The sequence below is a fragment of the Streptomyces sp. ID05-26A genome, assembly GCF_033794685.1.
GTDB lineage: Bacteria > Actinomycetota > Actinomycetes > Mycobacteriales > Pseudonocardiaceae > Lentzea.
Map to the genome: position 1 here is coordinate 1069243 of NZ_JARAYZ010000002.1, position 13588 is coordinate 1082830.

A 13588-nucleotide genomic window follows, 5' to 3' on the forward strand; every position below is an offset into this window, starting at 1 on the left:
GGCGACGGCTTCCGGTGCCGGCGGCGGCCATCCGCCCGTCACCCCGATGCGACCGGCGCGTGGCGGTCGTGGGCGTAGAGTGGGTGGTCCGAGGGGACCTCGCGCATCGGCGGCCGAGCCAGGTGCCCCCTCCGGAGTGTCAGCGACCTCGCCCGGCTGGTTCCGGGCGGAGGCGGGAGCACCGAGATGATCTCGGGCCCGATCAGCACCAGGATCGAACTGACCACACCACGCGGTCTGCGGGTGACGAGGACGCCGGACGTCCTGTCCGACGGCCAGTTCCCGGGCGGCTGGCGACCGCTGGCGACCGCTGGCGACCGACCCCACCACCACCGTTCCGGCGCTGAACCCGCCCACCTGGCGCGCGCGTCTCGCCTGACCGTCGCAACTCGACGGTCCTCTGTGGACCACGGCACCGCTCCACGACCGGCACGGCGCCGGGGATCGGTGCTGTCCGCAGCCAATTCGAAAGGCCCCCTGATCCATGGTTCGCACCTACGGTTTCCTGAGCACCTATCCGCCCACACAATGCGGGCTCGCGACGTTCACCGCCTCCCTCCAGCGCCACCTGACCGCCGCCACCCCCGGCAGCAGGAGCCGCGTCGTCCGCGTCCTCACCGACGCGGAACCGCACACCACGGCGCCGCCGGCGGCGCACCCCATGCGTCCCGGTGCGGCCGAGGACGCCGCCGCGGTTCTCAACCGGTGCGACGTCGCGGTGGTCCAGCACGAGTACGGGATCTACGCGGGCAGTGACGGCGAGGAGGCGCTGAGCGTGCTCGCCCTGCTGCGGGTACCGGTGGTCGTCGTGCTGCACACGGTCCTCACCCAGCCCACGCCCGGACAGCGCCAGGTGCTCGAGGCGGTCGTCGACCGCTCCGACGCCGTGGTCACCATGTCGGAGGCGGCCAGGAACCGCCTCTTGGCGGGCTACGAGGTCGCCCGGCCGGGCGGGGTCGTGGTGATCCCACACGGCGCCGTGCCCGCCGACAGGTCCGCACGAGGGGCGCCGGGCCGTGGCCCGCTGGTCCTCACCTGGGGCCTGCTGGGGCGGGGCAAGGGCGTCGAGTGGGGCATCGCGGCGCTCGCCGCACTGCGCGACCTGAGGCCGCGCTACCTGGTCGCGGGCCAGACCCATCCCAAGGTGCTGGCGCACGAGGGTGAGGCGTACCGGACGCACCTGCGGGACCAGGCCGCCGCCTGCGGGGTGACCGACCTGGTCGAGTTCGACCCGGCCTACCTGGAGACGGAGGCGCTGGCAGACCTGGTCGGCAGGGCCGACGTCGTGCTGCTGCCGTACGACTCGTCCGAACAGGTCACCTCCGGGGTGCTCGTCGAAGCTCTCGCGGCGCGCAAACCGGTGGTCGCGACGGTGTTCCCGCACGCCGTCGAACTGCTCGCGGACGGCGCCGGACTGCTGGTGCCGCACCGGGATCCCGCCGCCATCGCCGCGGCTCTGCGACGGGTGCTGACCGAACCGGGCTTCGCCGCCGGGATGCGCGACCGGTCAGCGGACCTGGGCGCCGCACTGAGCTGGTCCGCGGTCGCGAGCCGCTATCGCCGCCTCTGCGACGACCTCGTGGCGGACCGGCTGTTCGCCGACCGGGTCGCCGTGACGCGATGAGCGGCCTCGAGTTCGCCCACCTGGTCCGTCTCAGCGACGACACCGGACTCCACGAGCACGCCGACGGCCCGGTGCCGCGCCGTGAGCACGGGTACTGCCTCGACGACGTCGCGCGGGGCCTGGTCGTCCTGAGCCGCGAACCCGACCTGCCGGCCGACCTGGCCGCGCTGGCCGAGCACTACCTGTCCTTCACCGCCTTCGCGCAGGCCGAGGACGGGCGCTTCCACAACCGGCTCAGCCCCGATCGCCGCTGGCTCGACGAACCGGGACTGGGCGACTGGTGGGGGCGCGCGCTGTGGGGACTCGGCACCACCGCCGCCCGCAGCACCGTGCCCGCGATCCAGCGCGCCGCGCTGGAGTGCTTCGACCGCAGCGCCCATCACCGGCCGCCGTCGGTGCGCACGATGGCGTTCGCCGCGCTCGGTGCCGCCGAGGTCCTGAGCGCCGAACCCCTCCACGCGTCCGCCGCAGCACTGCTGGGGGACATCACCTCCTACATCGGTAGACCTCGCCCTGACGCGAACTGGCCGTGGCCGGAGAACAGGCTGTTCTACGCCAACGCCGCGCTGCCCGAGGCGCTGATCGCCGCGGGCGACCTCCTCGGCAGCGACGAGGTCCGCGACGACGGGCTGCGGTTGCTGGACTGGCTGCTGACCGTCGAGTCCAGGGACTTCCACCTCTCACCGGTCCCCGCCGGCGGGTGGTCCCTCGGCGAGTCGCGCCCGGCGTTCGACCAGCAGCCCATCGAGGCCGCCGCGATGGCCGACGCCTGCGCCCGTGCGTACCAGGTCACCTCCGACCCCGCGTGGCTCGCCGGTGTCCACCGTTCGATCGCGTGGTTCAACGGCGACAACGACATCAGCTCGCTGATGCACGACGAGCTGACCGGCGGCGGCTACGACGGCCTGACCCCGAACGGCCCGAACATCAACCAGGGTGCGGAGTCGACCCTGGCGCTGATCTCCACCCTGCAACACCTGCGCACGCTCCAGAGGAGCACTGCATGAACGCCCGCGTCACGCGCAGCCCCGTGCGCCTGCGCCCGGATCCCCGCCGGGTCATCACCAAGCTGTTCGTGCCGGGCGAGGAGGTACCCGAGCACGAGTCGCGGTCGGCGGCCGTCATCCGGCGGGTGATGGCGCTGGACGAGGCGACCGTGTGCGCCGCGCTCGACCGCACGGTCGGGCTGTTCGCCGAACGGCACAGGGACGTCCGCATGACCTTCTCGGACAACTTCTCGAGCGTCAGCCACCGGCTCTCCTCCGACGCCGGGCTGTCCGAGTCCCGCCGCCTGCTGATCGGCGCGTACTTCACCCACGAGTACGCCGTCGAGGGTGCCGCGCTGTGCAACCCGTCGGTGGTCGCCCACCCCGATCAGAACGGGACCTCGCAGGGGCAGCTGCGGTTCGTGCTGAGCGTCCGCGGCATCGGCGAGGGACACCTGTCCTCGATCGGGTTCCGGACCGGGGTGGCCGGTCCCGGTGGCGTTCTCACCGTCGATCCGCCGCCGAGCGTCATCACCTCGGGCATGCGCAGGGACTCGACCTACGACAAGAGCCTCTTCCTGGGCAAGCTCACCGAACGCGGCCACGACGACGAGGTCTCCGCCGTGCTGAACCGGTGGCTGCCCGCGCGGTTCAGCGGCGCCGAACTCGACGAGCTGCTGGCGGGTCTGCACCCGAAGCTGGTCGCCAGGCAGGCGGCTCACCGGACGATCGAACTCGTCAGGTGGATCGCCGCGTGCAACTACACCGCCGAGTTCCCGGAGGACTCGGAGGTCGGCGGCCGGGTGCTCTGGCCGGAAGGCCCGTCCGAACGCCACGGCATGGAGGACGCCCGCTTCGTGCGCTTCACCGACGACGACGGCGCGCAGACCTACTACGCGACCTACACCGCGTACGACGGCATCGACGTCGCGCCGCAACTGTTGCAGACAGACGACTTCCGCACGTTCCAGGTCACGCAGATGACCGGCCCCGCCGCGCGCAACAAGGGGATGGCGCTGTTCCCCCGCCGCATCGGCGGCAGGTTCGCCGCGTTGTCCCGCGGGGACGGTGAGAGCACGGCCGTGACGACGTCCGACGACATCAGGACGTGGAACGAACCCCAGCTCGTGGCGGTGCCGGAAAGGAACTGGGACCTCGTGCAGGTCGGCAACTGCGGCTCGCCGATCGAGACGCCCGAGGGGTGGCTCGTCCTGACCCACGGGGTGGGGCCGATGCGGCTCTACTCGATGGGCGCGATGCTGCTCGACCTGGAAGACCCCTCGAAGGTGCTCGCCACGCTGCCGGAACCGTTGCTGGCACCCAGCTCCTCCGAACGCGACGGCTACGTGCCCAACGTCGTCTACTCGTGCGGTGGTCTGCTGCACGGCGACACCCTCGTGATCCCTTACGGCGCAAGCGACGCGACCATCGGCATGGCGACGACGTCCATGAGCGACCTGATCGCCGCCATGGCGCGGTGACGTGCCGGACACGGGTTTTGTCCTTGCCGCCCAACGGGTAACCACTGCTGTCCGATGTGACAGCTCGCCCGAGACCCCGGCGGCACCGACGAGATCGCCGTCCGGAGGTTCGCGACGTGAGCACCGCAGCAACTACGAGGACACCGCGCACGAAGGCCGCACCACAGCCGATGCTCGCGGGTGAGAACTCCCCGTTCGAACGATTCCTGGTCAAGCTCTTCGCGGTGGTTCCCGCGCTGGCGCTCGCCGCCGCGGTACCGTTCGCGTGGGGCTGGGGCCTCGGCTGGACCGACGTCGGTCTCGCCGTTTTCTTCTACACCCTCACCTGCCTCGGCGTGACGGTCGGATTCCACCGCTACTTCACCCACGGCGCGTTCAAGGCCAACCGGCCGTTGAGGGTCGCCCTCGCGGTGACCGGCAGCATGGCGATGCAGGGGCCGATCATCGGCTGGGTCGCCGACCACCGCCGGCACCACGCGTTCGCCGACCGCGAGGGCGACCCGCACTCCCCCTGGCTGTTCGGCACGTCCGCCGCCGCGCTGGCCAAGGGTTTCTGGCACGCCCACATGGGCTGGATGTTCCGCCGCGAACTGACCAACGCCGCGCGCTTCGCACCCGACCTGCTCGCCGATCGCGACATCCAGCGCGTCAACCGCCTGTTCCCCGTGCTGACCGCCGTCACCCTCCTCGCTCCGGCCGTGGCCGGCGGGCTGATCGGCTGGAGCTGGTGGGGCGCGCTCACGGCGTTCTTCTGGGCGAGTCTCGTGCGGGTGGCCGTGCTCCACCACGTCACGTGGTCGGTCAACTCGATCTGCCACATGATCGGCGACCGGCCGTTCGAGGCGCGCGACAGGTCCGCGAACTTCTGGCCGCTCGCGATCCTGTCCATGGGCGAGTCCTGGCACAACTCCCACCACGCCGACCCCACCTGCGCGCGGCACGGCGTCCGCCGGGGCCAGATCGACATCTCCGCACGGCTCATCCGCGTGTTCGAGCTCCTCGGCTGGGCCACGGCGGTCCGGTGGCCGAAGCCGGAACGCTTGGCCGGCCGGCTGAAGTCGTCCAGTACCGCCCGAACGGCGGCGCAACTCGGTCAGCCGTCCCACTAGGGTCACCGGTGCGCCTGATCGATCAGGCCGCAACTCGACGACCGCCCCGGTCCCCGGCGGTGCCACCTCCACCACACCGGTATGGAGTGCTGCCTGCCATGATGGGTATCTCCGACGTCTCTCGCCTGGAACAGGACACCCGCGCGCTGCGCGAGATGGACTACCGCCACGGTGGTGAGCCATGTCTGGACCGGGTGCGGCTCCGGATCCGGGAAGACCTGCCCCTGCTGGTCGCACCCGCGCCGGAGGTGGTGCGGCAGCGGCTGCACGTCGCCGTGGCCGACCTGCGGAACCTGGCGGGCTGGGTGTGCTTCGACGCGGGTCTTCTCACCAACGCGCACAACCACTTCTCCCACGCGCTCGCGCTGGCCGGGATCGCGCGCGACGACGGGCTGATCGCCAACGTGTGTTACCGGCTCGGGCGGGTCTACCTGCACCACGGGCACCTCGACGAGGCGTTGCGGTACTTCGACCTCGGACGGCTGGCGGCCTCCAGGTCCGGCGACCGGCTCGCGGGCAGCATCCTGACCGTCAACTCGGCTTGGGCGTGCGCGAAGAAGGGCGCCGAGCACGACGCCCTCCGGTTGCTCGACCGCGGCCGGGAGCAGTTCGGCGCCGCGAACCGCACCGAGGTGGCCGGCTGGGCGGAGTTCTTCACCGAGCCCGACATGTCAGGCATGGCAGGGGCCGTGCACACGGCCCTGGCCGAAACCGCGGGACGGCATCACGTGCGTACCGCTGCTCCGCTCCTCATCGCGGCCGTCAACGGCTACGGCGAGGACATGCTCCGCAGCCGGATCCTCAGTCTGGTCCTGCTGTCCACCGGCCAGCTGGTCGAAGGAGACCTCGACGTCGGCGTCGCCACCGGACTCCGGGCACTGGAGGCGGCCGCCTCCGTCGGCTCGGCCCGGATGCGCGAGCGCTTCCACCCCCTCGCCGTGCAGGCACGCCGCCACACCTCCCACGCCGGAGCGCTCGACCTCGCCGACCGCATCGACCTGACATCCGGCATGGCCACGCCGGATGTGCTGTGACACGAAGGAAGTGCCGTGAGAGGTGAGTCGTGTGCATCTCGCCGCCGCTGTGGCGTGAGGTCACCGCACCCGCTCCGGGATGTGGTCGAGCGCGCGCAACACGTGCACGGCCAGATCACGCGCGGACTTCCCTCCCAGCTTGGAGTGGCCGGAAAGTACGTCCTCCACCAGCTTGAGCCGGCGGTCGTAGGCGGAGGTAAAGGTCGATTCGGTCATCGGGCTTCTCTCATCTTCTGTTCGGGTATGTGGCCACCCTCGGCGTCCACGTGGTCCACAGTGGACTCGTCGGACCCCTGGGCGCAGTCGCGGAACAGATCCTCGACGGTGTCGGTGTTGTCACGCCGGGCGGCTCGCATCATCGTGTGATGGGCTGCGGACGGGTCCGCGCCTGGTGGTAGGACGAGCAGGGTGAGGCGGCGCCGGTCTCCCGCGATCAGGTCGACGGTGTGCGCGGGCCTGGACCAGAAGCCGCTGAGCCGGACGCGGACACCGTCGGCGGCGATCTGACGTGGCGCGGTCTCCCACTCCGTCAGGTTGTAGCTCACCCGCGGGATCTCACCCAGCCGAACTGCCAGCACCGCGAGCAGCGCCGGCAGTTCGGCGGCGAGGTCCCGGGAACGCGGCCACCAGGCACCGTCGACATACCCCGCGGTGAGCGCCTTCGGCCGCAACCGCACACGCAGCGGGTGCCGAGACTGCTCGCCGGCCGTGGCGGCCGGAGGGGCGATGGACTGGTGCGGAGCCGACGTCATGCCGGAACTCCCGTCTCCGGCCGAAGAATGGCCGGTTCAGGTTTCGCCGAGCACGACCTGAGCTTGACCGCACAGGTACAAGATCTTCTCGACAAAATCGACACTACTCTCTTTTCCGGCCCCCCACCGATTTGGTCGCACGTCATTTCCATCGGCTTCCATTGCACGTCGGCGCTGATGGCGGGTCGCGTGCCGAGGCTGACCGCTGTTCGGCCGTTCGGCCTCCGAATTCCACCTCGGCCTTCGGCGGCTGTTTACGCCGATGGTGCGAAATGATCCGAGAAGCGTTCAGGCGGCCCCTTCCGACGCTAAGATGAAAAACCCGCCAGGACCCCGCGGCCGCTCTGCTCTCGTGAGGAGACGTCAGTGGGTACCGCGGGCACCGATCTACACCGCCAGATCCTCGGCATGGTCGCGGAACTGCCGGAGAACGCGAGCCTGCGGACGGATCTGCGCCGTGCCTGCCTCGGCTGCGCGACCAGGACGGGAGCGGTCAGCACGATCGTCTACCTGACCACCGGCCGGGGGACGCTCCTGCCCCTCGAGACTTCGGGTCCGCTCGGCGAGGAGATCGCGGAGCTCCAGACCGTTCTGCAGGAGGGCCCGTCCTCCACCGCGAACCAGGAGAGCTGGCCGGTTTTCGTGCCTCGTCTCGCGGACTCCGTGCACACGTCGCGCTGGCCGCTCTTCGCTCCCGCCGCCGCCGCGGCCGGCGTCGCGGGATTGGTTGCGGTCCCGTTGACGCTGGGCGCGCTGTCGCTCGGCACGGTGGAGGTCCACAACGACAGCGGGAAATCCCTGCGGCCACACGAGCTCGCCGACGTCCTGCTGCTGGCGAACGAGGTGACGAGCCTTCTGCTGGAGCGCCCGGCGGGAGCGGTGACGATGACGAGCGAGAGGTGAAGAGGATGTCGGACCAACGGGTGGCACAGACGTTCGCGGAGTTGGCCGACACGCTCGTGGAGCGGTTCGACAGCATCGAGTTCCTGCACGTCCTGGCCGACCGCAGCGTCGAGCTGCTCCCCGTGAACGCGGCGGGGATCCTGCTGGCGGACGACCGGGGAACGCTCGAACTGGCGGCGGCGTCCACTCATCTGACCCGTCCGCTCGAGGAGTTCCTGCTGCAGAGCGAGGACAGCCCGTCGCAGGAGTGCTTCCACTCAGGACAGATCGTGCGTTGTCCCGATCTGCGCGCACGACCGGCGCGGTGGTCGCGGTTCGCCGCCGCGGCCCTGCAGATGGGTTTCGCCGCGGTCGACGCGGTGCCGATGCGGTTGCGCAACGAGGTCATCGGTTCGCTGACCCTGTTCCGGATGTCGCCCGGCGCACTGCCCGCCGAGGCCGAGGCACTGGCGCGGTCCTTCGCGAACGTGGCGACGATCAGCCTGTTCCAGGGGCGCGCGGCCTCGCGGAACCAGCCGGTCGCCGACCATCTGGAAACCGCGCTGTCGGACCGGGTCCTGATCGAGCAGGCCAAGGGCGTGCTGACGGAACGTCTGGAGATCGGGGTGACGGATGCCCTGTCCCTCATGCGGAACTACGCGCGCAACACCGGCCAGCTGCTCGCGGACGTCGCGAGGCAGGTCACCGAGCGGTCACCGGAGGTCGCCGGGCTGACGAGGATCTCCAAGCCGCGGCCCCGCTGGTGACGTCGCCGGGCTGACGCGCCACACCCCGGGGGCCAGGCGATCGAGCCGAGCCCGCAGATCCGCGATCGTCGTCCACCGACCTGAGAAGCGCGACCGTGGTAGGTTATCAATCAATCACTAACGAAGGGCTTCCGATGACCACCACGGAGAACCCCGCCCTCCCCACGCCCGCGCAGCACGCCCTGACCGAACACCTGCGCCTGACCAGCGAGGGACGGGTGAGCGAGTGGGCGTCGCTGTTCGCTCCGGGCGGCTCGCTCGAGTTCCCCTACGCTCCGCCCGGAGTGCCGGCGAAGGTGACGGGACACGACGCACTGGTCGCGCACATGAGCAACTTCCCCACGACCTTCGACGTGGAGTTCGTCGATCTGGTGTTCCACGAGACGGTCGACCCGAAGCTCGCGATCGCCGAGTTCCGCACGACGGGAACAGCCCTGCCGACCGGCAAGCCCTACGACCAGACGTGCATCTCCGTTCTCCGCACGAACGAAGAGGGACTGATCACCCAGTACCTCGACTACTGGAACCCGCTGGTGGCGATCGAAGCGCTCGACAACGACGGCGAGCTGACCAGGTCCGAGGACGGCGCCGCTTCGGACCACTGACCAGCACTGGTGTTAACTGGTCGACATGCCCGCCCCCGGCAGCAGCGCGAAGAGCGACGAGCGACGTCAGTCCGTCGTGAAGGCCGCGATCGAGTGCTTCGCGCTTCGAGGCTTCTACGGGACGACCACGCACGAGATCGCTGAACGAGTCGGGATCTCCCAGCCGTACCTCTATCGCCTGTACCCGAACAAAGAGGCACTGTTCGCGGCGGCGGTGGACCACGTGTCGGTCGTGATGACCGAAACCTTGACGGCGCACTCACGCACCACAGTGGAATCGACGGCCGAGTCCGCTTTGGACACTGCGCGCCAGGCGTACAACGCACTCGTCGCGGACCGGACCATCTTGAGATTCCTCATGCACGCCAACTGCGCCACCGGTGAGCCACTGGTGGAGGCGGCCGTCCGTCGGTGTTACGCCAAGCAGGTCACGACGGTGAGCGATCTGCTCGGTGACGACGACGCGGTGCGGACGTGGTTCGGCGCCGGAATGCTGGACAACGTGGTCGCCGTGCTGGGCCTGGGGGACGTGGACGAACCCTGGGCGAACATTCTCACCGCCCGGTAGCCTTCTCGATCATCGGCATCCCGGCGAGCGCGAGCAGCCCCACGACCGCGAGCACGGCCAGGGTGATGCCCAGCAGGACGAGGTCCATCGCCCCCATCATCACGACCATCACGACGGTCGTCGCGGAGCCGGTGACCAGCCCGACGAGAGCGTGCGTGCACACCTCGCGCAGCAACGTCGTGTCACCGGTGAAGCGGGACAGCGGATCGCCCGGCTCGGCGCGCTGGACCGCGGGCACCCGCAACGACAGCAACCGCCTGGCAAGCCGTTTCCTGGCGCCCAGCACGACCGACTCGGCGGCGCGCTCGAGCAGGTAGTTGCCCGCCATCGCGATCACGGCACCGGCCAGCGCGAGGCCGCTCAGCAGCACGAGCAACCCTCCACAGAGGATGGTGCGCCGCTGCGGCCTGGCATATCCCAGAAGGGTTCGCAAGGTCGTGCGGTCGATCGGGGTGCGCACGGGAAACAACTCCGTCTTGTCCGGTGGTGAAAAGCGAAACGCGATCCGGGCAGACGTCAGCACCACCGCGGACCGGCCCCACGATCCTCAGCCCCACCACCGCTCGACGGCACCCGTGGACCAGATGGAACGTCCAGCCGAGTGGCCGGGTGACGGCAGCCGGTCAGGGGATGCCGGACTTTCTCCGGGCGCCGCACATCGGGGTCGAAGCCACGCGGATGTGCGGCGCCTGGCCCGACCTCAGCCCATCACCGTTCCGGTGTTCGCGGAGTTCCTGTCGCGGCGACGGGAGAACGCGCCCAGGTCGATTTCCAGTCCCGTGCGCGGGGCGGAGAACCGGACGGGCTGTGCGTCGTGGTCGGCACCGTTCTCGACCCGGCCGATCAGTTCCGCCATGAGCTGTCCGACGACGGGAGCGTTCTTGAACTGGTTGCCGCTCGTGCCGATGGCGACGTAGAAGCCGTCGAGTTCGGTGCGGTCGTAGATCGGCGTCCAGTCGTCGGCCACGTCGTAGACGCCCACGACGCCGCGCGGGCGGTTCGGCACCGAGAGGTTCGGCAGCCGCCGCGCCGCCCTGGTCACCTGAGCCTCGAACACGGCCGCCGTCGGGTGGACGTCGACGCTGTCCGGGGCGTCCGTCCACTGCATCGGGTCGCACTCCGGCTCGGTTCCGCCGACGAGCACGCCGCCGCCGACCTCGCCGCGGAAGTACGTGCCGAGGTCCATGTCCGCCACCACCGGCCCGTCGTAGCCTCCGGGAAACGGCACGTGCGCGACCTCCTGCCTCATCGCGCGCAGACCGACGGTGAAGTCGGAACCGACGCCTGCCAGCCGGTTCAGCGTGCTCGACCACGGGCCCGCGGCGTTGACGACCACCCCGCACGGAATGCCGGTACCGTCCGGCAACCGCACGCCGGTGACACGTCCGCCTGACGTGTCCACGGCCGTCACCGTGCTGCGAAACCTGAACTCCGCCCCGTGTGCCGCCGCCGCGGCCGCCAGGTTGACCGCGGCGAGGCCCGGATCCGAGACGTAACCCGCGTCCGGGGTGTACACGCCTCCGAGGGAGAGCTCCGAGTCCTCCCAGAACGCCTCGTCGTCCAGCCGCTTCGGCGGCCAGTAACGGCCGACGTCGATGCCGGGGACGCGCTCCGCCAGCTCGGCGGCGTCCCACTCCTCGTACGGGACACCGACGTCACTGAACAACGGCAGCCAGGACGCGCGCGGAGCGGCGTCGACGTCCACCATGACCAGACCGGTCCTGCGGAACGCGGCCAGATCACCGACGTCGTGTCCGAGGTGCCCTGCCCAGTCGAGCCAGCACCAGTGCGACTCCCACGCCGTCGCGACCCCGGAGAAGGTCGAGAAGTTGTACCGGACGATGGCGCTCGACGCCGATGTCGAGCCCTGACCCGCGCCAGGTGCGCGGTCCAGCACGACCACGCGGTGGCCCGCTCGCGCCAGCTCGAGCGCGATCGACGAGCCGATCACGCCTGCCCCGATCACGACCGCGTCGGTCCCCATGTGTCTCCCTCCGTCAGGTAACGCGATGCCCGTGCACCAGCGCCGATCAACTCGTGGGTCCTCCGGAACCCGGTCTGCGCACCGCCGACGAGCCGGAGGGCCGGGCGCGCCGCACCCACCCGAGGACCTGCTCCCGTCCTCACCGCAGGCCTCGCGCTCACGCGGAGCGGCAGGTCCTGAGGTAGCTGAGGAACGACGCCTGGAGGCCGGTCAGGTGCGTTTCCCGCATGACCGCGCTGGTGACGGCCGCACCGCGCGAGGTGAGGTCGTGGAGGAGAGTGGCCGTGTTCTTCGCGAGGTTCTGGTAGACGGGCAACTCGCCGAGCAGTTCCTGCTCGTTGAAGGTCACGTGGAGCTTGGCGGCAGGCAGGCTGTCGCCGAGCCGCTCGAGCTGTGCGAAGACCTGGCTGTCCGTGCTGACGACGCCCGGGCTGCCCGCACCGATGCTCTCGAAGAACCCGCCGCTGTTGAGCCAGGCGTAGAGGCTGAAGAGTCCGCCGTAGGAGTAGCCGAAGAGGCCGTGACCGCTCGTGGCCGCACCGTGATCGCGTTCGATCCGCGGCTGCAGTTCATCGGTGAGGAAGCTCAGGAACGCGTCGGCCCGGGTGTTGCGCAGTTCGGCGACATAGGCGTCGGCTAGCTCCCGAGTCGTCGTGCCCGCCTCCACCCCCATCTCCACCGCGTCGAGGAACTCCTTGGCGACGGGCTCGCCGGGAGGGACGAGGTCGCGGTTGCGCAGCCGATCCCAGTGCTGCGCTTCCTCACCCGCATACCCCACGCTGACTTGGACGTAGGGCTGGATCCGGTGCATGCGGTCCAGCTGGGTGACGATCAGCGGGGCGGTCAGCCCCACCGCCCAGTTGCCGTCGAGCACGTACAGGACGGGCGCGGGTGCCTTGGCGGGGTCGTAGCCCGGTGGTGTGGTGACCCAGACGCCGTAGTCGTACCCACCACTGGAGCGCATCTCGAAGTAGTCGGTGTTGGCGAGGCAGCCCTGCCACATAGCGCTCATCGGAGGTCCTTCACAACTCGGCCGGCGTGCGGGACGAGGACGGCGCCGAACAGCACGGCGCACCTTCTTTTCCAATGGATAAACCACGAGGGTGGCCCTGTCAAGCGCGCAACGCAGCACGACAACAGCGATCAGATCGCCCTCAGCGCCGGCCCTTGCTCATGCGCAGGATCGAAGCGATCGTGTCCTCCGAGTGGGTTCCTGGAGTCAGGACCTCCTGCAGGAGCAGGCCGCGTATCGCGGCTACCGCCACGGTCGCCGTGGTCCGCGCGTCCTCGGCGCCAGCCTGTTCGCGTTCCGCGAGCGAGGCCAGGACCTCGGTCAGGTCGTCGAGCGAGTCGATGAACTCGCGGAAGTCGTCGGGGCTGTACGCGGCCAGACCTACGACGTGGAAGAAGCCGCGGATGCGCGACAGCTGCTCCGGGCGGGTGTAGGTCCGCCAGATCGCCATGACGAGATCGTCGAACGTGTCCTGCTGGGCGGCCTTGAACAGCTCCTCGTTGTCCCGGTCTCGCTGTGCCTTGAGCATGGCCACCAACACGCCCGAGAGTGACCCGAAGTGGTATCGCAGCAGGGCATGACTGGTCCCGGTCCGGACCGCGATCTCGCGCAGCGACACCTCCGGCGAGGGAAGGGCCTCACCGAAGGCGTCGAGAAGGCGTGCCAGGAGACGTTCGCGTGCTTCACCCTTGCGTTCCGTGCTTGACAGGACCACTCCCGCAGTTTATCCATTGGAAAGTACGGCACCGTGTTGCACCGCACATGGTCGCAGCCGGCTCGCAAC

14 protein-coding genes and 1 pseudogene are annotated in these 13588 nt (G+C 70.0%); 9 read left to right on the forward strand and 6 right to left on the reverse strand.

Going from position 1 to position 13588, the window contains the following annotated elements; genetic code table 11:
• Positions 1 to 484: 484 nt before the first annotated feature.
• The 5 genes and pseudogenes from PV646_RS20635 to PV646_RS20655 all read left to right on the forward strand — a co-directional run bounded on the left by PV646_RS20635 (position 485) and on the right by PV646_RS20655 (position 6234).
• Entirely contained in the window at positions 485 to 1624 is a 1140-nt protein-coding gene (locus PV646_RS20635; protein WP_500343795.1) for a glycosyltransferase, read from the forward strand.
• Positions 1621 to 2631 carry a hypothetical protein gene (locus PV646_RS20640; protein ID WP_500343796.1) on the forward strand — a complete coding sequence of 337 codons (1011 nt, stop codon included), beginning with the start codon at positions 1621 to 1623 and terminating at the stop codon, positions 2629 to 2631. Before PV646_RS20635 ends, PV646_RS20640 begins: the two co-directional genes overlap by 4 nt.
• Positions 2628 to 4091, forward strand: coding sequence for a glycoside hydrolase family 130 protein (locus tag PV646_RS20645; RefSeq protein WP_500343797.1), 1464 nt, complete (start codon positions 2628 to 2630; stop codon positions 4089 to 4091). Before PV646_RS20640 ends, PV646_RS20645 begins: the two co-directional genes overlap by 4 nt.
• A gap of 170 nt (positions 4092 to 4261) precedes the next feature.
• Positions 4262 to 5020 (forward strand): annotated as a pseudogene (locus PV646_RS20650) (acyl-CoA desaturase); the annotation flags it as partial.
• Complete coding sequence (locus PV646_RS20655; protein ID WP_500345043.1) at positions 4990 to 6234, forward strand: NsdA family TPR-like regulatory protein; 1245 nt, start codon at positions 4990 to 4992, stop codon at positions 6232 to 6234. The pseudogene PV646_RS20650 and the gene PV646_RS20655, both read left to right, overlap by 31 nt.
• A gap of 60 nt (positions 6235 to 6294) precedes the next feature.
• On the opposite strand, the gene PV646_RS20660 is transcribed toward PV646_RS20655, so the two are convergent.
• Both PV646_RS20660 and PV646_RS20665 read right to left on the reverse strand, forming a co-directional pair.
• Positions 6295 to 6450, reverse strand: coding sequence for a DUF6307 family protein (locus tag PV646_RS20660; protein WP_500343798.1), 156 nt, complete (start codon positions 6448 to 6450; stop codon positions 6295 to 6297).
• Positions 6447 to 6986: a DUF5994 family protein gene (locus tag PV646_RS20665; RefSeq protein ID WP_500343799.1), complete on the reverse strand. Its 540-nt coding sequence runs from the start codon at positions 6984 to 6986 to the stop codon at positions 6447 to 6449. Before PV646_RS20665 ends, PV646_RS20660 begins: the two co-directional genes overlap by 4 nt.
• Before the next feature lie 366 nt (positions 6987 to 7352).
• Here PV646_RS20665 and PV646_RS20670 point away from each other — a divergent pair, with 366 nt between their 5' ends.
• The 4 genes from PV646_RS20670 to PV646_RS20685 all read left to right on the forward strand — a co-directional run bounded on the left by PV646_RS20670 (position 7353) and on the right by PV646_RS20685 (position 9808).
• A complete protein-coding gene (locus PV646_RS20670) occupies positions 7353 to 7889 on the forward strand; it encodes a hypothetical protein (RefSeq protein ID WP_500343800.1) in 537 nt (178 codons plus the stop codon).
• A gap of 5 nt (positions 7890 to 7894) precedes the next feature.
• Positions 7895 to 8635, forward strand: a complete 741-nt coding sequence (locus PV646_RS20675; protein ID WP_500343801.1) for a GAF and ANTAR domain-containing protein — start codon at positions 7895 to 7897, stop codon at positions 8633 to 8635.
• Between the two features lie 134 nt (positions 8636 to 8769).
• Positions 8770 to 9240, forward strand: a complete 471-nt coding sequence (locus PV646_RS20680; protein ID WP_500343802.1) for a nuclear transport factor 2 family protein — start codon at positions 8770 to 8772, stop codon at positions 9238 to 9240.
• A gap of 25 nt (positions 9241 to 9265) precedes the next feature.
• Complete coding sequence (locus PV646_RS20685) at positions 9266 to 9808, forward strand: TetR/AcrR family transcriptional regulator (RefSeq protein ID WP_500343803.1); 543 nt, start codon at positions 9266 to 9268, stop codon at positions 9806 to 9808.
• Here PV646_RS20685 and PV646_RS20690 read toward each other — a convergent pair.
• The 4 genes from PV646_RS20690 to PV646_RS20705 form a co-directional block, all read right to left on the reverse strand.
• Positions 9795 to 10268, reverse strand: coding sequence for an ABC transporter transmembrane domain-containing protein (locus PV646_RS20690; protein ID WP_500343804.1), 474 nt, complete (start codon positions 10266 to 10268; stop codon positions 9795 to 9797). The two genes, PV646_RS20685 and PV646_RS20690, sit on opposite strands and share 14 nt — an antisense overlap.
• Positions 10269 to 10508: 240 nt before the next feature.
• Positions 10509 to 11792: an NAD(P)/FAD-dependent oxidoreductase gene (locus tag PV646_RS20695; RefSeq protein ID WP_500343805.1), complete on the reverse strand. Its 1284-nt coding sequence runs from the start codon at positions 11790 to 11792 to the stop codon at positions 10509 to 10511.
• A 157-nt stretch (positions 11793 to 11949) separates the two neighbouring features.
• Entirely contained in the window at positions 11950 to 12804 is an 855-nt protein-coding gene (locus PV646_RS20700; RefSeq protein ID WP_500343806.1) for an alpha/beta hydrolase, read from the reverse strand.
• Positions 12805 to 12946: 142 nt separating this feature from the next.
• Positions 12947 to 13519 carry a TetR/AcrR family transcriptional regulator gene (locus tag PV646_RS20705; RefSeq protein ID WP_500343807.1) on the reverse strand — a complete coding sequence of 191 codons (573 nt, stop codon included), beginning with the start codon at positions 13517 to 13519 and terminating at the stop codon, positions 12947 to 12949.
• Positions 13520 to 13588 lie beyond the last annotated feature (69 nt).

Coding starts and splice junctions, on each gene's coding strand:
- PV646_RS20635 (WP_500343795.1), top strand. CDS start 485: ATGGTTCGCACCTACGGTTTCCTGAGCACCTATCCGCCCACACAATGC.
- PV646_RS20640 (WP_500343796.1), top strand. CDS start 1,621: ATGAGCGGCCTCGAGTTCGCCCACCTGGTCCGTCTCAGCGACGACACC.
- PV646_RS20645 (WP_500343797.1), top strand. CDS start 2,628: ATGAACGCCCGCGTCACGCGCAGCCCCGTGCGCCTGCGCCCGGATCCC.
- PV646_RS20660 (WP_500343798.1), bottom strand. CDS start 6,450: ATGACCGAATCGACCTTTACCTCCGCCTACGACCGCCGGCTCAAGCTG.
- PV646_RS20665 (WP_500343799.1), bottom strand. CDS start 6,986: ATGACGTCGGCTCCGCACCAGTCCATCGCCCCTCCGGCCGCCACGGCC.
- PV646_RS20675 (WP_500343801.1), top strand. CDS start 7,895: ATGTCGGACCAACGGGTGGCACAGACGTTCGCGGAGTTGGCCGACACG.
- PV646_RS20680 (WP_500343802.1), top strand. CDS start 8,770: ATGACCACCACGGAGAACCCCGCCCTCCCCACGCCCGCGCAGCACGCC.
- PV646_RS20685 (WP_500343803.1), top strand. CDS start 9,266: ATGCCCGCCCCCGGCAGCAGCGCGAAGAGCGACGAGCGACGTCAGTCC.
- PV646_RS20695 (WP_500343805.1), bottom strand. CDS start 11,792: ATGGGGACCGACGCGGTCGTGATCGGGGCAGGCGTGATCGGCTCGTCG.
- PV646_RS20700 (WP_500343806.1), bottom strand. CDS start 12,804: ATGAGCGCTATGTGGCAGGGCTGCCTCGCCAACACCGACTACTTCGAG.